Annotated in this window: 19 protein-coding genes; 10 read left to right on the top strand and 9 right to left on the bottom strand. The window is 73.8% G+C overall.

Features of this window, described 5'->3' with window-relative positions:
- The first annotated feature begins 68 nt into the window (after window positions 1-68).
- Window positions 69-926 carry a hypothetical protein gene (locus BMW99_RS41540; RefSeq protein WP_245791709.1) on the top strand — a complete coding sequence of 286 codons (858 nt, stop codon included), beginning with the start codon at window positions 69-71 and terminating at the stop codon, window positions 924-926.
- 124 nt (window positions 927-1,050) lie between these two features.
- Here the strand turns inward: BMW99_RS41540 and disA are convergent, their stop codons facing one another.
- Together disA and radA are read right to left on the bottom strand one after the other, a co-directional pair.
- Entirely contained in the window at window positions 1,051-2,109 is a 1,059-nt protein-coding gene (gene disA, locus BMW99_RS31705) for a DNA integrity scanning diadenylate cyclase DisA (protein ID WP_069466801.1), read from the bottom strand.
- Window positions 2,110-2,461: 352 nt separating this feature from the next.
- Window positions 2,462-3,847 carry a DNA repair protein RadA gene (gene radA / locus BMW99_RS31700; protein ID WP_075018034.1) on the bottom strand — a complete coding sequence of 462 codons (1,386 nt, stop codon included), beginning with the start codon at window positions 3,845-3,847 and terminating at the stop codon, window positions 2,462-2,464.
- Between the two features lie 241 nt (window positions 3,848-4,088).
- On the opposite strand from radA, the gene BMW99_RS31695 reads away from it, so the two are divergent.
- Entirely contained in the window at window positions 4,089-5,753 is a 1,665-nt protein-coding gene (locus BMW99_RS31695) for a BACON domain-containing protein (protein ID WP_075018050.1), read from the top strand.
- A 48-nt stretch (window positions 5,754-5,801) separates the two neighbouring features.
- On the opposite strand, the gene BMW99_RS31690 is transcribed toward BMW99_RS31695, so the two are convergent.
- Complete coding sequence (locus tag BMW99_RS31690) at window positions 5,802-7,022, bottom strand: MFS transporter (RefSeq protein ID WP_069465220.1); 1,221 nt, start codon at window positions 7,020-7,022, stop codon at window positions 5,802-5,804.
- 122 nt (window positions 7,023-7,144) lie between these two features.
- Window positions 7,145-7,927 carry a hypothetical protein gene (locus BMW99_RS31685; RefSeq protein ID WP_069465219.1) on the bottom strand — a complete coding sequence of 261 codons (783 nt, stop codon included), beginning with the start codon at window positions 7,925-7,927 and terminating at the stop codon, window positions 7,145-7,147.
- An 82-nt stretch (window positions 7,928-8,009) separates the two neighbouring features.
- Here BMW99_RS31685 and BMW99_RS31680 point away from each other — a divergent pair, with 82 nt between their 5' ends.
- From BMW99_RS31680 to ilvD, 4 genes are all read left to right on the top strand, one after another.
- Complete coding sequence (locus BMW99_RS31680; RefSeq protein ID WP_079176254.1) at window positions 8,010-9,026, top strand: Ppx/GppA phosphatase family protein; 1,017 nt, start codon at window positions 8,010-8,012, stop codon at window positions 9,024-9,026.
- 52 nt (window positions 9,027-9,078) lie between these two features.
- Window positions 9,079-9,933 (top strand): sugar phosphate isomerase/epimerase family protein, encoded by an 855-nt coding sequence (locus BMW99_RS31675; RefSeq protein ID WP_075018033.1) that lies wholly within the window; start codon window positions 9,079-9,081, stop codon window positions 9,931-9,933.
- Window positions 9,930-10,541: a TetR/AcrR family transcriptional regulator gene (locus tag BMW99_RS31670; RefSeq protein WP_069465084.1), complete on the top strand. Its 612-nt coding sequence runs from the start codon at window positions 9,930-9,932 to the stop codon at window positions 10,539-10,541. Before BMW99_RS31675 ends, BMW99_RS31670 begins: the two co-directional genes overlap by 4 nt.
- A 160-nt stretch (window positions 10,542-10,701) precedes the next feature.
- Entirely contained in the window at window positions 10,702-12,555 is a 1,854-nt protein-coding gene (gene ilvD, locus BMW99_RS31665; protein WP_069465086.1) for a dihydroxy-acid dehydratase, read from the top strand.
- Window positions 12,556-12,648: 93 nt separating this feature from the next.
- Here the strand turns inward: ilvD and BMW99_RS31660 are convergent, their stop codons facing one another.
- From BMW99_RS31660 to BMW99_RS31650, 3 genes are all read right to left on the bottom strand, one after another.
- The gene (locus BMW99_RS31660; protein ID WP_069465083.1) at window positions 12,649-13,518 is read right to left on the bottom strand and encodes an SGNH/GDSL hydrolase family protein; all 870 of its coding nucleotides are present in this window, start codon (window positions 13,516-13,518) and stop codon (window positions 12,649-12,651) included.
- Between the two features lie 220 nt (window positions 13,519-13,738).
- Entirely contained in the window at window positions 13,739-14,362 is a 624-nt protein-coding gene (locus tag BMW99_RS31655; protein WP_079138664.1) for a Uma2 family endonuclease, read from the bottom strand.
- A 111-nt stretch (window positions 14,363-14,473) separates the two neighbouring features.
- Window positions 14,474-15,121 carry a response regulator transcription factor gene (locus tag BMW99_RS31650; RefSeq protein ID WP_069465081.1) on the bottom strand — a complete coding sequence of 216 codons (648 nt, stop codon included), beginning with the start codon at window positions 15,119-15,121 and terminating at the stop codon, window positions 14,474-14,476.
- 114 nt (window positions 15,122-15,235) lie between these two features.
- Here BMW99_RS31650 and BMW99_RS31645 point away from each other — a divergent pair, with 114 nt between their 5' ends.
- Window positions 15,236-15,676: a hypothetical protein gene (locus tag BMW99_RS31645; RefSeq protein WP_069465080.1), complete on the top strand. Its 441-nt coding sequence runs from the start codon at window positions 15,236-15,238 to the stop codon at window positions 15,674-15,676.
- A gap of 1,033 nt (window positions 15,677-16,709) precedes the next feature.
- Here the strand turns inward: BMW99_RS31645 and BMW99_RS31640 are convergent.
- Complete coding sequence (locus BMW99_RS31640; RefSeq protein WP_143080588.1) at window positions 16,710-17,177, bottom strand: hypothetical protein; 468 nt, start codon at window positions 17,175-17,177, stop codon at window positions 16,710-16,712.
- Between the two features lie 138 nt (window positions 17,178-17,315).
- On the opposite strand from BMW99_RS31640, the gene BMW99_RS31635 reads away from it, so the two are divergent.
- From BMW99_RS31635 to proC, 3 genes are all read left to right on the top strand, one after another.
- Window positions 17,316-18,077 (top strand): ABC transporter ATP-binding protein, encoded by a 762-nt coding sequence (locus tag BMW99_RS31635; RefSeq protein WP_069464973.1) that lies wholly within the window; start codon window positions 17,316-17,318, stop codon window positions 18,075-18,077.
- Window positions 18,074-18,811 (top strand): ABC transporter permease, encoded by a 738-nt coding sequence (locus tag BMW99_RS31630; protein WP_069464972.1) that lies wholly within the window; start codon window positions 18,074-18,076, stop codon window positions 18,809-18,811. The genes BMW99_RS31635 and BMW99_RS31630 overlap by 4 nt, the downstream gene beginning before the upstream one ends.
- Before the next feature lie 112 nt (window positions 18,812-18,923).
- Complete coding sequence (gene proC / locus BMW99_RS31625) at window positions 18,924-19,745, top strand: pyrroline-5-carboxylate reductase (RefSeq protein WP_069464971.1); 822 nt, start codon at window positions 18,924-18,926, stop codon at window positions 19,743-19,745.
- A 72-nt stretch (window positions 19,746-19,817) separates the two neighbouring features.
- Here proC and trpS read toward each other — a convergent pair whose 3' ends face one another.
- Window positions 19,818-20,816, bottom strand: a complete 999-nt coding sequence (trpS, locus tag BMW99_RS31620) for a tryptophan--tRNA ligase (protein ID WP_069464970.1) — start codon at window positions 20,814-20,816, stop codon at window positions 19,818-19,820.
- Window positions 20,817-21,529: the final 713 nt, after the last annotated feature.

Below are 21,529 nucleotides of genomic sequence, written 5' to 3'. Positions count from 1 at the left end.
GGCGCGTGTGGCGACGGCGCGCGGCTGATCTCCCCTAGAGTTCGTCCGTGGGCTCGATGCGCAATCCCGTGGGACCTCTTCCGTCCTCGATCTACTGGCGGCGGCGGGTCGTTGTGCTGTGCCTGCTCGCGCTGGTGGCCGCCGTGGTCGCCTGGGCCGTCAACTCCTCCGGCGGCAGCGGAGGCAAGGGTTCGGGCGCGCCGGCCGGCTCGCACACCCCGGTCGCCACGATCACCGCGGGGCCCGCACCCACCGGCACCCACATCAGCGGCCGCCCCGGCGGCCGCGACACGACCTCCGGCGGCGGAACCGGCACCGACGGCGGTACGGGCAGCGGCAGTTCCGACGGCGGGACCGGCAGCGGCACCGCAGGGGACACCTCCGGTTCGGACGCGGGCACCTCGGGCACGGACGCCGCGGGCGGCTCCTCCAGCGGCTCCTCCGGGAGCGCGTCGACGGCCGGTTCGTCCGGCGGTTCCGCTGGCTCGACCGGCGGCGGGGAACTGCCCGCCGGCTCCTCACTGCCCGACTGCGCCCCGGGCGCCGTGCAGTTGGGGCTGGCCACCACGCAGAACTCCTACGGGCCGGGCCAGACACCGCAGTTCAAGCTCACCGCCACCAACACCTCGGACATCACCTGCAAGGTCGACTTCGGTCCCACCAAGGCGGTGTTCACCGTCACCCAGGCCACCGGCGACAGCCACGTGTGGGCCTCCGACGACTGCCCGAAGACCGGTGCGTACCTGATGCAGGTGCCCGCGCACGGCTCCACCGCGTACACGCTGAACTGGGACGAGCGGACCAGCTCGCCCAAGTGCGCGAGCCCCAAGGGCCAGCAGGCGGGACTCGACACCACCTACCTGGTGACGGCGCGGACGGCCGGCTACGGCTCCAAGCAGGTGTCGTTCAGGCTCTCCGCCGACTGACGGGACGGCGGCCGCGGGCGCGGAGGCTGCCGGACGTACCGAACGTGCCGAAGGCACCGACGTCCCGGCGCCGCCCGCGGTACGGGCGACCCGCCCGGCCGGACGTACCGGGCCACCGGACCGGTCAGACGTACCGTTCGAGGATCGAGGACTCCGCCAGCCGCGACAGGCCCTCGCGCACCGAGCGGGCCCGCGCCTCGCCGACGCCGTCGACCGTCTGCAGGTCGTCCACGCTGGCGGCCAGCAGCTTCTGCAGGCCGCCGAAGTGCTCCACCAGGCGCTCGATCACGGTGTTCGGCAGCCGCGGCACCTTCGCCAGCAGCCGGTAACCGCGCGGCGAGACCGCGGAGTCGAGCGACTCGGGCGATCCGGTGTAGCCCAAGGCCCGTGCCACCGAGACGAGTTCGATGAGCTCACTCTGCGGCAGCGCGTCCAGCTCGGCCAGCGCCTCCGGCATCGTGCGGCTGCGCTTGGCGGTCGGCTCGGGCACGTAGTCGCGCGCGACCAGCTCCCGCTCGGGCTCCACGCCCGCGATCAACTCGTCGAGCTGCAGCGCCAGCAGGCGGCCGTCGGTGCCCAACTCCAGGACGTACTCGGCGATCTCGGTGGCGATCCTGCGGACCATCTCCAGGCGCTGCGCGACCGCGGTGACGTCCCGGACGGTGACCAGGTCCTCGATCTCCAGGGCCGACAGGGTGCCCGCGACCTCGTCCAGCCGCAGCTTGTACCGCTCCAGCGTGGCCAGCGCCTGGTTGGCGCGGGACAGGATCGCCGCCGAGTCCTCCAGGACCCGGCGCTGCCCGTCCACGTACAGGGCGATCACGCGCATCGACTGGCTGACCGAGACGACCGGGAGGTTGACCTGCTGGCTGACGCGGTCCGCGGTGCGGTGCCGGGTGCCGGTCTCCTCCGTGGGGATCGCCGGATCGGGCACGAGCTGCACGCCGGCCCGCAGGATCTTGGTGATGTCCTTGTCCACGATCATCGCGCCGTCGAGCTTGCACAGCTCGCGCAGCCGCGTCGCGGTGAACTCGACGTCGAGCACGAAGCCGCCGGAGCACAGCGACTCCACCGTCTTGTCCATGCCCAGCACGATCAGCCCGCCGGTGTTCCCCCGGACGATGCGCTCCAGGCCGTCCCGCAGGCTCGTGCCGGGCGCGACCGCGCTCAGCGCGGCGCGCATCAGCCCGCCGTCGCCAGGGCCCCCGCCGGACCTTCCGGCAGAGTCTCCTGCCGCCCTACGGGCCGGGGCGGCGCCCCCTGCTCCGTCCTTGGCTGCCACTCTGCAATCCTCCGGTAGCTACGGATGCCCACTGCCGACTCGGCGAGAGGCGCGACCAGGGCAAAGTTTACGTCTTCGTTCCCGGAGGGCGCGGTCGTACCGTGAGCGACCCGAAACCCGCCCCGCCGGCGGGCGCCGGAGCGGCCCCCGCCCCGGCCGCGGACCAGCCCCCCGAGCGGCCGTGGACCGGCTCCCGACCTGTTCGCGGGCCGGCCTCGCGACCCGGTCGTGACGGGGCCGGCGGGCGGTCCCGTCAGCCGCGCGGCGTGCGCGAGGGCAGGGCTCGCAGGGCGTCGCTTATGTCCGCGACCTCGATCACCTTCATGCCCGCCGGGACCTTCCCGGGGTCCGGCGGCACCAGGGCGTGCGTGAAGCCGAGGCGGTGCGCCTCCGAGAGCCGGCGCTGCACGCCGGTGACCCGCCGCACCTCGCCGGCCAGCCCCACCTCGCCCACGGCCACCAGGTTCTTCGGCAGCGGGGTGTCGATGGCCGCGCTGGCCAGGGCCAGCGCCACCGCGAGGTCCGCGGCCGGCTCGGTGAGCCGCACCCCGCCGACCGTCGCGGTGTAGATGTCCTGCTTGCCGATCGAGCGGATGCGGCCGCGCTGTTCGAGCACCGCCAGCATCATCGACACCCGCGACGTCTCCAGGCCCGAGGTGGTGCGCCGGGGCGAGGGGATCTGCGTGTCGACGGTCAGCGCCTGCACCTCGGCGACCAGCGGGCGGCGGCCCTCCAGCGTCACCGTCAGGCAGGTGCCCGGCACCGGCTCGTCACGCCGGGTCAGGAACAGCCCCGACGGGTCCGCGAGGCCGATGATGCCCTCGTCGTGCAGCTCGAAGCAGCCCACCTCGTCGGTCGCCCCGAACCGGTTCTTCACCCCGCGGATCAGCCGCAGCCGCGCGTGCCGGTCGCCCTCGAAGCTCAGCACCACGTCCACCAGGTGCTCCAGCAGCCGCGGCCCGGCGATCGCGCCGTCCTTGGTGACGTGGCCCACCAGCAGGGTGGCCATGCCCCGTTCCTTCGACGCGCGGATCAGCGCGCCGGCGACCTCGCGGACCTGCGCCATGCCGCCCGGCGCACCGTCGATCTCGCCGGACGCCACGGTCTGCACCGAGTCCATGATCAGCAGCGACGGCTTCACGTCGTCGAGATGGCCGAGCACCGCGGCCAGGTCGGTCTCCGCCGCCAGGTACAGGTGGTCGGCGAGTGCCCCGATCCGGTCGGCCCGCAGCCGCACCTGCGACGCGGACTCCTCACCGGTGACGTACAGCGTGGGGGTCTGCGGGCCGGACGCCTTCGCCGCGACGTCCAGCAGCAGCGTGGACTTGCCGACGCCCGGCTCGCCCGCCAGCAGCACCACCGCGCCCGGGATGAGCCCGCCGCCCAGCACGCGGTCCAGCTCCGGCACCCCGGTCGACCGGGCGGTGGCCTGCCGGCTGTCCACCTGGCCGATCGGGCGGGCGGCCGCCGTCACCCGGCCCGGCGCGGTGGTCCGCACCGCGGGCGCCGCGCCGTACTCCTCGACGCTGCCCCACGCCTGGCACTCGCCGCAGCGGCCCACCCACTTCACCGTCGTCCACCCGCACTCGGTGCAGCGGTACGACGGACGGTCCTTGGCGGTGGTTTTGCGGGTGGCCATGCCGTTCACCGTAGCGGGCGGGTACGACAACCGGCGCCGGCGCGGCCCCCGGCGGGCGGTGCGGGACGGGCGCCTGGGGCGCGTGCGGGGGCGTGGGGCGCGGGGTTCGCGCAGATGCGCGTGCCGTCACCCGTACGTATGACCGTCATGTCCGAATTCGGCCCGGACTACTACCCATTAGGGTTAACGTCCCGCCGGAGTGCTGAACTCGGCCCCGCGGCGGGCCTACCGTCTCCCGGTGATGAGCAGGCAGGAGACCCCCACCCAGAGCACCGGCGCCCACCGCAGGCACCGGGCACCCGCCGGGCGGGCCAGAGCGACGGAACGGGACCGCGAGCGGCGGCCGCAGGGCACCCTGCCCATGCAGCCGCCAGGGCACTACGAGCCCTATCTCGACGGCCTGTTCACGTACTGCCTGTCCATCCTGTGCGAGCACGACGCGGCCACCGCGGCGCTCGGCGAGACCCTCGCGCTGGCCGAACGGCAGCGCGCCCGGCTGCACGACCCGGGGCTGCGCCGGCCCTGGCTGTACGCCCTGGCGCGCTGGGCGTGCCTGCGGCGGCTGGCCGCCGGGGTGCCGCCGCTGCCGCGCGCCTCGGAATCCGTCGCCGAGCAGCGCCGCGCCCAACTCGCCTCCCTGGCCTGGCCCGAGGCGGCCGGCACCACTCCCGAGCAGCGCGAGGCCCTCGAACTCGCCGTCCGGCACCAGCTCACGCCCGGCGAGATCGGCCATGTGCTGGGCCTGGACCCCGACGCGGCCCGCTCCCGGCTGGCCCGCGCCGCCTGCGAGGTCGAGCGGACCAGGACCGCGCTCGCCGTCGTCGACACCGGGCGCTGCGCCCTGGTCGCCCAACTCGCCGGCGAGACACGGGTGCTGCTCGGCACGGCGCTGCGCACCGAACTCGTCCGGCACGTCGACGAGTGCGCGGTGTGCCGCCGCACCGCCGAACGCGTCGTCGCCCAGGGCCCGTGGCCCGGCGCCGCCGCGCCCGGCGGGTCCGCCGTGCTCGCGCTCGTCGAGGCGCCGCGCGCCGCCGCGTACGCGGCGCTGCTGCACGCGATGGACACCGGCGCCGGGCGCACCCGCGAGGGCACCCCGGGGTTCGACCGGCGCGGCTTCCCGCTGGACCTGAAGGACCGCGCGGCCCGCCGTGCCCAGTTGCGGCACCGGGCCGTGACGACGACGGTCGTGGCCGCGGTCGTCGCCGCGCCAGTCCTCGCCCTGTGGGCCGCGTACCGGGCGGCGCCGCTCGGCGACGAGGCGCCGGGGAACCGGGGACGGTCCACCGTCAGCGAGCCGGAGGGGCTCGACGGCGTCCCCTACGAGAAGGCCGGCAGCTCGGTGCCCAGCCCCCGGGCCGGCCGGCCGGGCCCCGCGGCCTCGCCGTCGGCGGACGCGTCGGCCGACCCGGCGTCACCCGCCGTCTCGGTGTCCACGGGTGCCACGGCCGCGCCGACGGACGGCTCCGGCTACCTCCTGGTCGCCGCGCGCCCCGCGCCGGGACGGACGCTCGTCACGCTCACCGCGAGCGGTGGCGCGCCCGTGAAGTGGTCGGCGTCCACGTCGGCGTACTGGCTGGAACTGTCGGCGCGCGGCGGGGTGCTGCAGCCCGGGGAATCGGTCACTCTCAGCGTGCGGGTCGACCGGTCGATGGAACCGTCCGGCCACTGGTCGGCGGTCATCTCGTTCGACCCGGGCGGCGCGCAGGTGCGGCTGCACGGCTCGTCGTCGCGGTCCGTGCCGCCGCCGTCCTCGTCGCCGCCCCCGTCGTCGGAACCGCCGTCCTCCTCGCCGCCCCCGTCCTCGCCGCCTCCGTCGTCGGACCCGCCGCCCTCGTCGCCGCCCGCGTCGTCCTCCCCGCCGCAGTCGACGGCACCGGCGGGGACGGCCTCGGACACGCCGTGACGCGCCGGCCCCGCCCGCTCGTTCGGGCAGCGCGGGGACACCGGCCGGTCACGTCGACGTCTGCGGCGCGCGGCCCGGGGCCCGGACGGGGGTGAGGAGGGCCAGGGCCGCGATGAGCACGCAGCAGGAGCCCGCGGTCAGGCAGGCCCATGCGGTGCCGTAGTGCTGGGCGGCCCAGGTGAGGGCGGCCGCGCCCAGCGGGGCCGCCGAGTAGTGGATGGTCCAGAACGCCGAGGTGACCCGCCCCAGCAGGTGTTCGGGGGTGACCTCCTGGCGCAGCGACATCGAGCAGGTGCCGGCGATGCTGACGGCGGCCAGGAAGACGGCGGCCGCCACGGCGGTCGCGGTGGTGCCGCCGGTCGCGCCGACCGCGGCCAGGGCCACCCCGCTGACGGCCACCCCGCCGATCCAGGAGGCGCCGAAGCCGAGGACGCGCCGGAGCAGGGCGACGGTCAGGGCGCCGGCGACCGTGCCCAGTGCGGCGATGCCGAAGACCGTGCCGACGGCGCTGTCGCCCTGCCCCAGGTCGTGCTTGACGTGGTAGACGATCAGGTCGTCGAGCCCGAGGGTGAGGAAGGCGAAGGCCGACAGCAGCACGGTGAGGCTGCGCAGCACCGGATGGCTCCGCAGGAACGCCGCCCCGGCCGACAACTCCCGCCACACCGAGCCGCGTTCGCCCTCACCGTCCGGACGCGTCGGCCCGCGGAACCTGACCACGGCCATGCAGGCGGCCGAGACGCCGAAGCTCGCCGCGTCCACGCCGATCGCGGCCGCCGCCCCGAACCACGACGCCACCACGCCCGCGCACAGCGGCCCGACCACCCCCGCCGCCGCGGCCGTCGCGTTGAGCCGGCCGTTCGCCTCCGTCATGCGGTCGGCCGGCACGAGCGCGCGCACCACCGTCACGTAACCGACGGAGAAGACCATCCCGACCGCCTCGGCCAGCGGCAGCACCAGGTAGAGCAGCCAGATCCGCGGCCCGGCCAGCCAGGCCAGCGGGATCAGCGCGTACAGCACCATCCGGACCAGGTCGCAGGCGATCAGCAGCTTCCTGCGGTCCAGCCGGTCGACCACGACCCCGGCGAACACCCCGGCGGCCACGGACGCCGCGCCGCCGGCCCCGGTCAGCAGGCCCATGCGCGCCACCGACCCGGTCGCGTGCAGCACCAGAAGGGGCAGCGCGATCAGCGCGAAGGAGTCCCCCACGACGGACAGGGCGATCGCGGCCCAGAACACCCGGAAGTCCCTGCGCCCGCCGCCCTCAGCCACCCGGGGACCATAACAATCCCCACCCGCCTCGCGCGCGTCCTTTTTTCCCCTGCCTCACTCCCGTCACGGGAGGGCGACCCGCCCCGGAGCCGCAGCCCCGTGACGGCGACCGCTGACCCGCCCTACGCGGGGTCCGCGGGGTGCGCCGCGACCAGCGGAAGGCCCGCGGCCAGCCGCGCCTCGCACAGGCCGACGAGGACCCCGTACGCCTCGGCGCCCATCAGCTCGGTGAGCTCCGCCCGGTAGGAGACGTACACCGGCTCACCGCCGCCGTGCGCGGACGTGGCCGACGTGCACCACCAGTGGAGGTCGTGGCCGCCGGGACCCCATCCCCGCCGGTCGTACTCGCCGATGGAGACGACGAGGACGCGGGTGTCGTCGGGCCGGTCCACCCAGTCGAAGGTGCGCCGGATCGGCAGCTGCCAGCACACGTCCGGTTTGGTCTCCAGCGGCTCCCGGCCCTCGCGCAGGGCCAGCGCGTGCAGCGCGCAGCCCTGGCCGCCGGAGAACCCGGGGCGGTTGGCGAAGACGCACGCGCCGTCCACGACGCGGGTCTGCCGCTCGCCGTCCTCGTTCTCCTCCGCCCAGTAGCCGTCGGGGCCGGTGCCGAGCGGGTGGAACTGCCACATGTCGGGCGTGAGCCGGGCCACGTGGGACGCGACCCGCTTCTCGTCGTCGTCGTCGGAGAAGTGCGCGCCCAGCGAGCAGCACCCGTCGCTGGCCCGGCCCGCCACGATGCCCTGGCAGCCCTGGCCGAAGACGCAGGTCCAGCGGGAGGTGAGCCAGGTCAGGTCGCAGCGGAAGACCTGCTCCTCGTCGGCCGGGTCGGCGAACTCCACCCAGGCCCGGGGAAAGTCCAGTGCTGTCTCGTCGTGGCCGCCGCTGCGGCCCTTCGCCTTCGCCACGCGCCCAAGCGTAAGACCGTAATGCGCGTATTGCCGCAACCCGCCCGCGCACGAGGCGCTGCGGGGGCGCTAGCGTCACCCCATGCGACTCGGAGTGCTCGACGTGGGATCCAACACCGTTCACCTGCTGGTCGTGGACGCGCACCCGGGCGCGCGTCCGCTGCCGGCGTACTCGCACAAGGCGGAACTGCGCCTGGCGGAGCTCCTGGACGAGCAGGGTGCGATCAGCGGGGCCGGCGTGGACCGGCTGGTCTCCACGGTCGCGGACGCGATGCGGGTCGCCGAGGACAAGGGTGTGGAGGACGTGCTGCCGTTCGCGACGTCCGCGGTGCGGGAGGCGGCGAACGGCGAGGCGGTGCTGGCCCGGGTCCAGCAGGAGACCGGCGTCGCGCTGACCGTCCTGTCCGGCGAGGACGAGTCGCGCCTCACGTTCCTGGCCGTGCGCCGCTGGTTCGGCTGGTCCGCGGGCCGGCTGCTGGTGCTGGACATCGGCGGCGGCTCGCTGGAGATCGGCTTCGGCATGGACGAGTACCCGGACGCGGCGGTGTCGCTGCCGCTGGGCGCCGGCCGGCTGACCAGCGGCTGGCTGCGCGACGACCCGCCGGCGGCGGCGGACGTGCGCACCCTGCGCCGCCACGTGCGGGCCGAGATCGCCCGCACCGTCGCGGAGTTCGCCCGCCTGGGCCGGCCCGACCTGGCGGTCGGCACCTCCAAGACGTTCCGGCAGCTCGCCAGGATCGCCGGGGCGGCCCGCAGCGCGGAGGGCCTGTACGTGCAGCGGACGCTGCGACGTTCGTCACTCGAGGAGTGGGTGCCGAGGCTGGCCGCGATGAGCGCGAGCAAGCGCGCCGAGCTGCCCGGCGTCTCGGCGGGCCGGGCCCGCCAGCTGCTGGCCGGCGCGCTGGTCGCCGAGGGCGCCATGGACCTGTTCGGGGTCTCCGAGCTGGAGATGTGCCCGTGGGCGCTGCGCGAGGGCGTGATCCTGCGCAAGCTCGACGTGATGGCCGCCGACACCGCGGGCGGCGGGGAGCCCGGACCGCCGGCGACCCGCGGCGCGGACGACGGCACCGGCGTGACCCTCGCGCCGTGGCGCGGGTGACGCACCGGGTACGCAGCGTGGCGGCCTTACGCTAGCTCCCGTGGCTGAACCCGTGGACCCCCAGGCGCATCATGCCGCGAGCCGTGCAGGACGGCCCGTGGCGGTGCCCGGTGCCCGGGTCGCGCTGTCGACGGCCTCGGTCTATCCGGAGTCCACGGCGACCGCGTTCGAGATCGCCGCGCGCCTCGGGTACGACGGCGTCGAGGTGATGGTGTGGACCGATCCGGTCAGCCAGGACGTGGACGCGCTGCGCCGGCTGTCGGACTACCACGGCATCCCGATCCTGGCCGTGCACGCGCCGTGCCTGCTGATCACGCAGCGGGTGTGGTCCACCGACCCGTGGGTGAAACTGCAGCGGGCCCGGAAGGCGGCCGAGCGGCTGGGCGCGAGCGCGGTGGTGGTGCACCCGCCGTTCCGCTGGCAGCGCTCCTACGCCCGGGACTTCGTACGCGGCATCTGGCGGATGGCCGGGGAGTCGGACGTGCGGTTCGCGGTGGAGAACATGTTCCCGTGGCGGTACCGGGACCGGGAGATGCTGGCGTACGCCCCGGACTGGGACGTCACCAAGGAGGACTACCGGCACTTCACGGTCGACCTGTCGCACGCGGCCACCTCCCGGGTCGAGGCGATGGACATGGTCCGGCGGATGGGCGACCGGCTCGCGCACGTCCACCTCGCCGACGGCAGCGGCTCGGCGAAGGACGAGCACCTGGTGCCGGGGCGCGGCGGGCAGCCCTGCGCGGAGCTGCTGGAGTCGCTGGCCGCGGTGGGCTTCGACGGCCACGTGGTGGTGGAGGTCAACACCCGCCGCGCGATGTCCGCGGCCGAGCGGGAGTCGGACCTGGCGGAGGCGCTGGCCTTCACCCGGCTGCACCTGGCGACGGCGGCGGGCGCGGGCCGGCGGTGAGCACGACGCGCCGCAGGGGCCGCCCGGCGGGGCCCGCCTCCGGCGACACCCGGGAGCGCATCCTGGCCGCCGCCCGCGAGGAGTTCTCCGCGCGCGGCTACGACCGCACCTCGGTCCGTTCGATCGGCAAGGCGGCCGGCGTGGACGCGGCACTCGTGCACCACTACTTCGGCACCAAGGAGCAGGTGTTCGCGGCCGCCATCGAGGTGTCGTTCGCGCCGGCCCAGGACATGCCGGCGGCGATGGCGGGCGGCGACGCCGGCGCCATGGGGGAGCGGGTGGCCCGCTTCATGCTGCGGATCTGGGAGAACCCCCAGACCCGCGAGCCGCTGCTGGCGGTGGTGCGCTCGGCGGTGACGAACGACACGGCCGCCGCGGTCCTGCGCGGGCTGGTCAGCCGTACCGTGCTGGCGCGGGTGGCGGGGGAGCTGCGGGCACCCGACCCGGAGTTCCGGGTGCAGCTGGCGGCGGCCCAGCTGGTCGGGATCGTCATGCTGCGGTACGTCGTGAAGGTGGAGCCGATCGCCTCGGCGGACCCGGAGCGGGTCGTGGCGATGATCGCCCCGGCGCTGCAGCGCTACCTCACCGACCCGGACGTCCGGCCGTGACACCGGCCGCACCGGTGCTCGCCGCTCGAACACAGGTCCCGCCATCCGGACGGGTTGTCCGGATCCTGGGCGACGGGCGTACCCTCGGAGCCCAAGCGGCAGGCACCGCCGCCGCGTACGCGCTTGAGTGCAACCAGGGAAAACCAAGGGAGTGGACACCGTGCCCGAGCTGAGGTCACGTACGGTCACCCACGGCCGGAACATGGCGGGAGCCCGCGCGCTGATGCGCGCCTCCGGCGTCGCCAACTCCGACATCGGCAAGCCGATCGTCGCGGTCGCCAACAGCTTCACCGAGTTCGTACCGGGCCACACCCACCTCCAGCCGGTCGGCCGGATCGTCTCCGAGGCGATCAAGGCCGCGGGCGCGGTACCGCGCGAGTTCAACACGATCGCCGTGGACGACGGCATCGCGATGGGCCACGGCGGCATGCTCTACTCCCTGCCGTCCCGCGACCTGATCGCCGACTCCGTCGAGTACATGGTCGAAGCGCACTGCGCGGACGCGCTGGTCTGCATCTCCAACTGCGACAAGATCACGCCGGGCATGCTGATGGCCGCGCTGCGGCTCAACATCCCCACGGTGTTCGTCTCCGGCGGTCCCATGGAGGCCGGCCGCGCCACCCTGGTCGACGGCACGGTCCGCAAGCTCGACCTGATCAACGCGATCTCCGACGCGGTCGACGAGAACGTCTCCGACGAGGACATCCTGCGCATCGAGGAGAACGCCTGCCCGACGTGCGGCTCCTGCTCGGGCATGTTCACCGCCAACTCGATGAACTGCCTGACCGAGGCGATGGGCCTGTCGCTGCCCGGCAACGGCTCGGTGCTGGCCACCCACACCGCCCGCAGGGCGCTGTACGAGAACGCCGGCCGCACCGTCGTCGACCTGGCCAAGCGCTACTACGAGCAGGACGACGCGACCGTGCTGCCGCGCTCCATCGCCACCGCCGCCGCGTTCGAGAACGCCATGGCCCTGGACATCGCGATGGGCGGCTCGACCAACACGATCCTGCACCTGCTGGCCGCCGCCCAGGAGGCCGAACTGGACTACGGCCTCACCGACATCGACGCGGTCTCGCGCCGCGTCCCGTGCCTGGCCAAGGTCGCGCCGAACGTCGCGCCCGGCGGCACCTACTACATGGAGGACGTGCACCGCGCCGGCGGCATCCCGGCGATCCTCGGCGAGCTGTACCGCGGCGGCCTGCTCAACGAGGACGTGCACACCGTCCACTCCCGTTCGATCAAGGAGTGGCTGGAGACCTGGGACGTGCGCGGCGGCACCGCCTCGCCCGAGGCCGATGAACTGTGGCACGCCGCCCCCGGGTGCGTCCGCTCCGCCGAGGCGTTCTCGCAGTCCGAGCGCTGGGAGTCGCTGGACACCGACGCGGCCGGCGGCTGCATCCGCGACGTCGAGCACGCCTACTCCAAGGACGGCGGCCTGGCCGTGCTCCGCGGCAACCTGGCGGTCGACGGCGCGGTGGTGAAGACCGCGGGCGTCGACGAGTCCATCTGGACGTTCGAGGGCCCGGCGGTGGTGTGCGAGTCGCAGGAGGAGGCCGTCGACAAGATCCTCCGCAAGGAGATCACCCCCGGCGACGTCGTCGTCATCCGCTACGAGGGACCGCGCGGCGGCCCCGGTATGCAGGAGATGCTCTACCCGACCTCGTACCTCAAGGGCCGGGGGCTGGGGAAGTCCTGCGCGCTGATCACCGACGGCCGCTTCTCCGGTGGCACGTCGGGTCTGTCCATCGGCCACGCCTCGCCCGAGGCGGCGTCCGGCGGCACGATCGCGCTGGTCCGCGACGGCGACCGGATCCGCATCGACATCCCGGAGCGGTCCATGGAACTCCTCGTCCCGGACGAGGAGTTGGCGGCCCGCCGGGAGGAACTGGGCGGGGTGTACGCGCCGCGCGACCGCGAGCGCAAGGTCTCCACGGCGCTGCGCGCCTACGCGGCGATGGCCACCAGCGCGGACAAGGGCGCGGTGCGCGACGTCAGCAGGCTCCAGGGCTGAGCGGCCGGCGCCGGCGGTCCGCCGCCGGCGCCGCACCTCACCATGACGCGCGGCCGGGCACCCCGGCGTCTTCGGCTCACCCCCGGGGCGGTGTCACAGGCCGAGCGCGGCCATCGTCCGGTCGGCCATCCTCGACTCGCCCAGCGCGTTGGGGTGCACGGGCACGAAGTTGGTGCCGAACAGCACCGGTTCGATCCACCGGGTGCCGGCCGGCCGGCACGCGTCGTGCCCCTCGGAGGCCGCGGACAGGTCCACGTAGGTGGCACCGGTGGCCGCGGCCGCCCGCCGCACCGCGGAGTTCAGGTGCGTCTGCAGGTCCCGCAGGTACGGCACGTCACCCGAGGCGATCGGCATCTTCGCGAAGCACGACGGGTCCGCGGTGGCCGGCAGGATCCACGGGTAACCCAGGATCGCCACACGGGCGTTGGGCGCCTTGGCGCGGACCGCTCTCAGCGCGCCCACCAGCGCCGGGTAGGTGCTGGAGTCGATCGTGTCGTCGAAGCTGCTGCCGTACAGCGTCCGGCACGGGTCGCCGAACCCGAGGGTGACGACGCCGGCCGAGCCGCACGCGAGGATCGCGTCGATGAAGGTGTTGCTGTCGTTGCCGCCGATGGTCATCGTCACGAGCTCGGTGCTGCCGCTCAGCGCGTCCAACTGCGGTGCGACGCCGGGGTACTGCGACCCGGCGAAGTCCTTGGTCTCCGCGCCGCCGCAGGTCGCGTCGGTGAGCTGGTCGCCGGTGCGGGCGGCGATCACGTGCGGGTAGTTCGCCGTCGACCGGGCGCACAGCAGCGAGGCGGCCGGGTCCAGCGGCAGGATGCCGGACCCCGCGCTGTAGCTGTCGCCGAGTGCCACGTACGGCACCGGGGTCGAGGCGTGGGCGGTGGGTGCGGTCAACCCGAGGGCCGCGGTGCCCGCGGCGGCGACCGCCGCCAGTCCGCGGACGAGAGCGCGCAACGACATCGGCTATCTCCCTTGACGTCAGATGTGGGGGGACGCCGCCTCGGCACCGTCCGGCACCGCGGCGACGACTCGACGCTGCGCGGAACTTACTGACCGGTCAGTAGGTCGTCAAGACATCGCGCAAGGAACGTCGCGTGTCGCCCCGAACGCGCCGCCCGCGCACGCACCAGGGGCCGTACCGCCGGTCCCGTGGCGGTACGGCCCCTGAGCGCCGTCGATGTCAGAGATGGTCGATCGCGGTGAGGTCCACCGCGATGGGGTACGGCTGCGCCACCTTGAGCTGGTCGCGGTGGATGCCGGTCAGGGCGTACGCCTTGGTGACCGGGTCGAGCTCGTACACGTAGACCACGGGCCGGTCGTCCTCGCCGGCCATCTCCACGCGCCAGAAGTGCGCGATGCCCGCCGCCGCGTACTTGTGCGGCTTGGTGTCCCGGTCCCGGTCCTCGGAGTCGGGCGACACGACCTCGACGGCCAGGACGACGTCCTTGACCTCGTAGCGCGTCTGCCGCTGATCGGCGTCGGCCGCGGCCTGGACGACGACGAGGTCCGGTTCCGGGACGTTGCGCTTGCTGATCACCACCGCCATTTCCCGTCGCACGCGGAGGGTCTCGGGGACGGTGCTGCGCAGGCACTGTTCCAGCAGGTACATGGCAAGGCTGTGGAACTTGCGTTGCGGGCTCACGAAGACGAGGCTCCCGTCCATCAGCTCGGTGTGGGGCGGGAGGTCGAGCCGGTAGAGATCGTCGACGGTGTACCCGTCAACCGGCGGGACCGGCCACTCCGAGCCGTTCGGCTGCAGGTGCGCCATGTGGGGCGCTGCCTCGCCGGTCATGGTTCCTCCCATGGACGGGATCCTTGCCGTTGCCTCAAGGCTACCCAGGGCATATGCCGCCACTGTCACCTGATCGAGTGTCGATGTGGACTCAAGTTGACGCATCGATGCGCCCGGAGAGCGTCAGGAGGGTGGGGGCACAAGGCCGGACTCGTGGGCCGCGATCAGGAGGTGCACGCGGTCGCGCGCGGTGAACCGGGCCAGCAGTAGGGCGACTTCGACGCCGACCTCGGACGGGCTGAGGGAGAGGTCGCCGCCGATCTCGGCGTCGGACAGGCCGCGGGCGAGGCGGACCAGGACCTCGCGTGCGCGGCCGGCGGGGACGCCGGTCCGGCCGCGGGCCGCGCGGGTGAACGCGGCGACGAGGCGGCACGTCGCCGCGGGATCGACGAGCGCACCGCCGGACGCGGCCACCCGGATCGCGGTGAGGACGTCGCCGGCGCCCATGCCCCGCGACAGGAAGCCGCTCGCGCCGGCCCGCAGTGCCGCGTAGACCTCGCCGTCGTCGTCGGCCGCGGCCAGCACGAGGACGCGGGTCCCCGCGCCGGCGGTGTCACCGGTGATGATCCTGGTCGCCTCGATCCCGTCGAGATCCGGCAGCCGCAGGTCCATGAGCACCACGTCCGGCCGGGCCTCCCGGGTCAGCGTCACCGCCTCCCGCCCCGTCGCGGCCTCCCCGGCGACCTCGATGTCGGCGGTGTCGCCGAGGAGGACGCGCAGCCCGGTCCGCACCAGCGGCTGGTCGTCGGCGAGGACGACGCGGATCGTCACGAACGCTCCCCATGATCGACGGGCACGGCCCGAGCGTAGCCAGCGCGGGTCCGGCCGACATCGCCCCCCGGGCGCGATCCGGACATACCGTCGCCATACCGCATAATCGATGACGTGAGCGAGACGACCACCCCCACGCGGGGCAGCGCATCCAAGCCCGCCCGCGCGCCGGGCGGCCGGCCGGAGCCCCTGCGGTTCTTCGGCACCACCTGGGTGGACCACGACGCCGGATACCGCGTGCGGCGCGTCGGCGTCGCGGCGGGCTCGCTGGCCGCCGCGGCCCTCGGCGTGGTCGTCCTGCGCTTCGGCTTCCAGGGACTCGCGGAGGCGAAGGTCAACGTCTTCGTCATGATCCTGGCGATCGCCGGGTTCGCCGTCTGCACGGCGCTGGCGTTCCAGCGCACGTGGCAGTCCTTCACCGCGGGCCCGGCCGGCGCGGACGCCTCGCGCGGCGTCTACGCGATCGGATTCGTCGGGTCGCTCCTCGCGTACTTCCTCCGAAGCCTGACGGAGGCGCCGGGCGAAGCGCGCGCTCGCGCGCGGCTCCGCGGGTAAGCCTGCGGCTGGCTCCGGGGTACGGCATCCGGAGTGCCACGCGCTGCGCGCTGCCGTCCGCGGGTCTCGTCGTGGCTGGTCGCGCCAACGGGGTGCCCCCGGGGCTTGTCGGCCGTCCACCGGCCGGTGGGTGGCTCGGCTTCCGGGGTGCCACGCGCTGCGCGCTGCCGTCTGCGGGTCTCGTCGTGGTTGTTCGCGCAGTTCCTCGCGCCCCTTCGGCTTCCGGGGTGCCCCGCGCTGCGCGCTGCCGTCTGCTGGTCTCGTCGTGGCTTGTCGCGCAGTTCCTCGCGCCCCTGGTGTGCGTGCCCTTTGTCCGTGGGGTCGGGGGCGCTCCGGAAGCGTCTCCTCGGAAATGTGCATACGGGTTCGTCCACCGGCTTGCCCGGGGGCCGCGCACATTTCTCTGCGGGGAGCACTTCCTCCCCACCCCCTCCCGCCTATCCACCGTGCGGCGGGGGACATGGGGCACGGCCAAAGTCTTCCCGCAGACGGGGACGGGCCGGAAGGGGACGATCCGGGTGTGTCCCCGCAGAGCTTTGCAAGGCCCCGGCCCGCCAATCTGGAAGAAGTCGCCATGCAAAGCTCGAGGAGACACTCCCGGAGTGGCCCCTGACCCCACCCACGAACCTGCACCGCTAGGGGCGCGAGGAACTGCGCGACAAGCCACAACGAGACCGGCAGACGGCAGCGCGCAGCGCGGGGCACCCCGGAGGCCGAAGGGGCGCGGGGAACTGCGCGACAAGCCACGACGAGACCAGCAGACGGCAGCGCGCAGCGCGGGGCACCCCGGAGGCCGAAGGGGCGCGAGGAACTGCGCGACAAGCCAAGACGGCGCGGCACACGCCGGAACAAGCCCCGGGGGCACCCCGTTGGCGCGACAAGCCACGACGAGACCGGCAGACGGCAGCGCGCAGCGCGTGGCACCCCGTAGGCCGAACCCACCCACCGGCCGGTGGGCGGCCGACAAGCCCCGGGGGCACCCCGTTGGCACCCCGTTGGCTGAGCGAGTCGGCAGGGACCGCCCCGGAGGGGGCTAGCGGCGGGACGAGGAGACGGTGCCGACCGTGCCCACGACGGCCGCGACGACGGCCGCGTGCCACAGCCCCGTCCAGACCGTGCCGAAGACGCCCTGGCTGGTCAGGACCTGCCGCACGACGAGGTCGCAGAGGAACATCGCCGCCGCCGGCACCGCCGCCACCCGCCAGGGGTGCCGCGCGGCCCAGCGCCGGATCCGGTGGTCGCGCCCCTGGCCGTGCGAGGAGTAGCCGAGCACGGCTCCCGCCCCGCCGACGCAGAAGAAGAGCAGCGCCGCGACGGTTATCGCGCTGCTCAGGATGCCGAGCCCGAAGTGCCCGGACAGCAGGTGCAGGGCCAGGTCGACCCCGCCGCCGAGCGCGCCGACGACCGCGGCCGGCCGCCAGGGTCCGAGGGTCGCCGAGGCCACGGCCAACTGCCGCTTCTCCGCGCCCGACACAGCGATGTCATGGGATGAACGCCTCATACCGCAACGGTCCATCGCGGGGTGCGCGAAGGCCATAGGGGATGACCCTGACGATTCCCCCACCCCGCGCCCCGGGGATCGGGGCCGGACCCCGGACCCCTTGACGCGGAACGGCCCCGGGTGTTTATTCATCGCGTGATGAATAAACACGCCGTCCAGGCCACGGGCCTGCGCGTCGTGCGCGGCGGCCGCACCGTGCTCGACGACCTGACGTTCGCGATGCCGCGCGGCCGCATCACCGGCCTGCTCGGCCCGAGCGGCTGCGGCAAGTCGACCCTGATGCGGGCCCTGGTCGGCGCCCAGGCGAAGGTGACGGGCGAGCTGACCGTCCTCGACCGGCCCGCGGGCCACCGCGACCTGCGCTCGCGCGTCGGCTACGTCACACAGGCGCCGTCGGTGTACGCGGACCTGACGGCACGGCAGAACCTGGAGTACTTCGCGGCCGTCCTCGGCACCCCCGCCCGCGCCCGCGCCGCCGAGGTCGCGCGGGCCCTGCACGACGTCGACCTCACCTCGCACGCCGACGCCCTCACCGCAAACCTGTCCGGCGGCCAGCGCGGCCGCGTCTCGCTGGCCGTCGCCCTGCTCGGCGACCCCGAGCTGCTGGTGCTCGACGAGCCCACCGTCGGCCTCGACCCGGTGCTGCGGCGCGACCTCTGGCAGCTGTTCCACCGCCTCGCCGAGGAGCGCGGGACCACCGTCGTCGTCTCGTCGCACGTCATGGACGAGGCCGAGCGCTGCCACCGGCTGCTGCTGCTCCGCGACGGCCGCCTGCTCGCCGACGACACTCCCGACGACCTGCGCCGCCGCACCGGCGCCGCCACCGTGGAGGACGCCTTCCTCCGCCTCGTCGACGAGGCCGCCGCCGCGTCCCCCCTCCCCACGAAGGCCACGCCATGAACGCCGCCCGCACCCTCGCCACCGCCCGCCGCGTCCTGCGCCAGCTCGGCCACGACCCGCGCACCATCGCGCTGATGCTCGTCGTGCCGTGCGTCCTGCTGACCCTGCTCAAGTACGTCTTCGACGCGAGCCCCCGCACCTACGACTCCGCCGGCGCCTCCCTGCTGGGGATCTTCCCGCTGATCACGATGTTCCTGGTGACGTCGATCGCTACCCTGCGGGAACGCACCTCGGGCACGCTGGAGCGGCTGATGTCCATGCCCCTCGCCAAGGCCGACCTGCTCGGCGGCTACGCGCTGGCGTTCGGCGCGGTCGCCGTCGTGCAGGCGTCCCTGGCCACCGGCCTGTCGGTGCTGCTGCTCGGCCTCGACGTCACCGGCTCGCCCTGGCTGCTGCTGGTCACCGCGCTCGCCGACGCGTTCCTCGGCACCGCCCTCGGCCTGTTCGTCAGCGCCTTCGCCGCCAGCGAGTTCCAGGCCGTCCAGTTCATGCCCGCGGTCCTGCTGCCGCAGCTGCTGCTGTGCGGCCTGTTCGTCCCGCGCCACGCGATGCAGCCCGTGCTCACCGGCCTGTCCGACGTGCTGCCGATGTCGTACGCCGTCGACGGCATGGGGCAGGTCGTCCACCACGGCGGCGTCACCGGCGCGTTCGTCCGCGACCTGGCGGTCGTCGCCGGCTGTGCGCTGCTCGCCCTCGGACTCGGCGCCGCGACCCTGCGCCGCCGCACCCCCTGACGTCCGTCCGGCCGGACCGTCCACCCCTTGGTTCACCCCCGCGGGCCGCGCCCGGGACCTGGAAGGATGTGCGGCACCAGCCCCTCCGGGTCCGACGAGGAGAGCCGCCGCCATGACCGACCTGAACCGCAGCCAGAAAGTCGCCGTCCTCGGCACCGGCAAGATCGGCGAGGCGCTGCTCTCCGGCATGATCCGCGCCGGCTGGGCCCCCGCCGATCTGCTCGTCACCGCGCGCCGCGCCGAACGCGCCGAGGAGCTGCGGACCCGCTACGGCGTCGAGGCCGTCGGCAACCCGGAGGCCGCCAAGGCCGCCGACACCCTCATCCTCGCCGCCAAGCCGCAGGACATGGGCGCGCTGCTGGACGAGCTCGCCCCGCACCTCGCCGCCGACCGCCTCGTCATCAGCGCGGCCGCGGGTATCCCCACCGGCTACTTCGAGGAACGCCTCGCCGACGGCATCGCCGTCGTGCGCGTCATGCCCAACACCCCTGTGCTGGTGGACGAGGGCATGTCGGTGATCTCCGCGGGACGCCACGCCACCGAGGCGCACCTCGCCCGCACCGAGGCGATCTTCCAGCCCGTCGGCAAGACGCTGCGGGTGCCGGAGAAGCAGCAGGACGCGGCGACCGCCCTGTCCGGCTCCGGCCCGGCGTACTTCTACTACCTGGTCGAGGCCATGACCGACGCGGGCATCCTGCTCGGCCTGCCCCGCGCCCAGGCGCACGACCTCATCGTCCAGTCCGCGATCGGCGCCGCCGTGATGCTGCGCGACAGCGGCGAGCACCCCGTCAAGCTGCGTGAGGCCGTCACCTCCCCGGCCGGCACCACCATCAACGCCATCCGCGAGCTGGAGAACCACGGAGTCCGTGCCGCCCTGCTCGCGGCGCTGGAGGCCGCCCGCGACCGCAGCCGCGAGCTGGCCTCCGGCGCCTGACCCCTCAGGCTCCGCGACCGCCGCGGCCGGACCCCGCGACGGCGCGTCCTCGCGGAGCCCGGCCCGCCGCCGTCACGCCGGCGGCATGAGCCCGATCGCCCGGTAGGCCGCGTCCACGGTCGGCCGGGCGAGGGCCCGCGCCCGCGCCGCACCCTCCCGCAGCACCCCGTCCACGTACCCCGGGTCCGCGCTCAGCTCCGCGTGCCGCGCCTGGAGAGGCCGCAGCAGTTCGACGACCGCGTCCGCCGTGTCCGCCTTCAGCGCGCCACTGCCCTGGTAGGCGTCCGCGAGCGCCGACGGCTCCTTGCCGGTGCACGCCGACAGGATCTCCAGCAGGTTCGCGACGCCCGGCCGGGTCTCCGGCTCGTACGTCACCCCGGCCTCGCTGTCCGTCACCGCCCGGCGGATCTTCTTCCCGATCGTGGCGGGCTCGTCCAGCAGGTAGATGATCCCGGCCGTCGCGTCATGCGACTTGCCCATCTTCGACGCCGGGTCCTGCAGGTCCATCACCCGCGCCGCCACCTTCGGCACCACCGCCCGCGGCACCACGAAGGTGTGCCCGTAGCGGTGGTTGAAGCGCTCGGCGAGATCCCGCGTCAGCTCCACGTGCTGGGCCTGGTCCTCACCCACCGGCACCTCGTCGGCGCCGTAGACGAGGATGTCCGCGGCCATCAGCGCCGGATACGTCAGGAGCGACAGTCTCACGCTCTGCCCGGACGCCTGCGCCCGCACGGATTTCTCCTTGTACTGGATCATCCGGCGCATCTCCCCGTCGGTGGCGACGCACTCCATCACGAACGCCAGCCGGGCGTGCTCGTCCACATGGCTCTGCACGAACACGGTGCACACCCCGGGGTCCAGCCCAGCCGCCAGCAGCAGGCTCGCGCCCTGCCGGCTCAGCCGGCGCAACCGCGCCGGATCGTGGTCGACGGTGAGCGCGTGCAGGTCGACCACGCAGAACAGCGAGTCCGCGCGGTGCTGGTCCACCTCGGACCACTGCCGCAGCGCGCCCAGGTAGTTCCCCAGGGTCATGTGACCGGTCGGCTTGATCCCGCTGAAGATGCGTGTCATGACGTCGTTCTCTCCCTGTCGGGGGGCCACCGCCCCTCACGGCCGGGAGAACGCGAAACGGCCGCCTGAGGCGGCGGCCGTCGGATGCATGCGTGAGACCCGGGCCGCCCTAGGCGGCCCACCACTGGGTGCTGCACGTACGCGAGGTCATGACCACAGGCTAGCCGGTGGCCGCCGGACACGGGCAGAGTTGACATCGTCTGTTCACCTGCGTAGTGTCCTCCGAGTTGTCCGACGTGAGCGCCGACTCCGGTCGGTCCCCGGACAGCCATTCCGCTCAAGTATTCGGAGTCACGATCACGGCCGGTTTCGGCCCTCTGTGGTGTCCCCGTGTCTTTTTGCGGAATGACGGACGGGAAAGCGGCCGATTTGGATCGGCCGGTGAACATCCGCTAAAGTCTCACTCGTCGGAAGGGCCCAACGGCCCGGAAGACGGACCCCGCTGACTGGGGGTCAGACACCGAAAAGCGTCTGATACAGTCGGAACACAACGAAGGGAAAGCCCGGAGGGGCCCGAAAGGGAACCGAAGGAAGCGTCCGTTCCTTGAGAACTCAACAGCGTGCCAAAAGTCAACGCCAGATATGTTGATACCCCGTCCCTCACGGTTCGCCGTGGTGGATGTGGTTCCTTTGAAAAGTCCTTCCTGTAGCGGGAAGGCGAGACACAGCGAGGACGCTGTGGGCGGTCGGATTATTCCTCCGATCGTCCCGCT

It is taken from the genome of Actinacidiphila rubida, from assembly GCF_900110255.1.
GTDB classification, from domain to species: Bacteria; Actinomycetota; Actinomycetes; order Streptomycetales; family Streptomycetaceae; genus Actinacidiphila; species Actinacidiphila rubida.
This window is presented reverse-complemented; position numbering and strand designations above follow the sequence as displayed.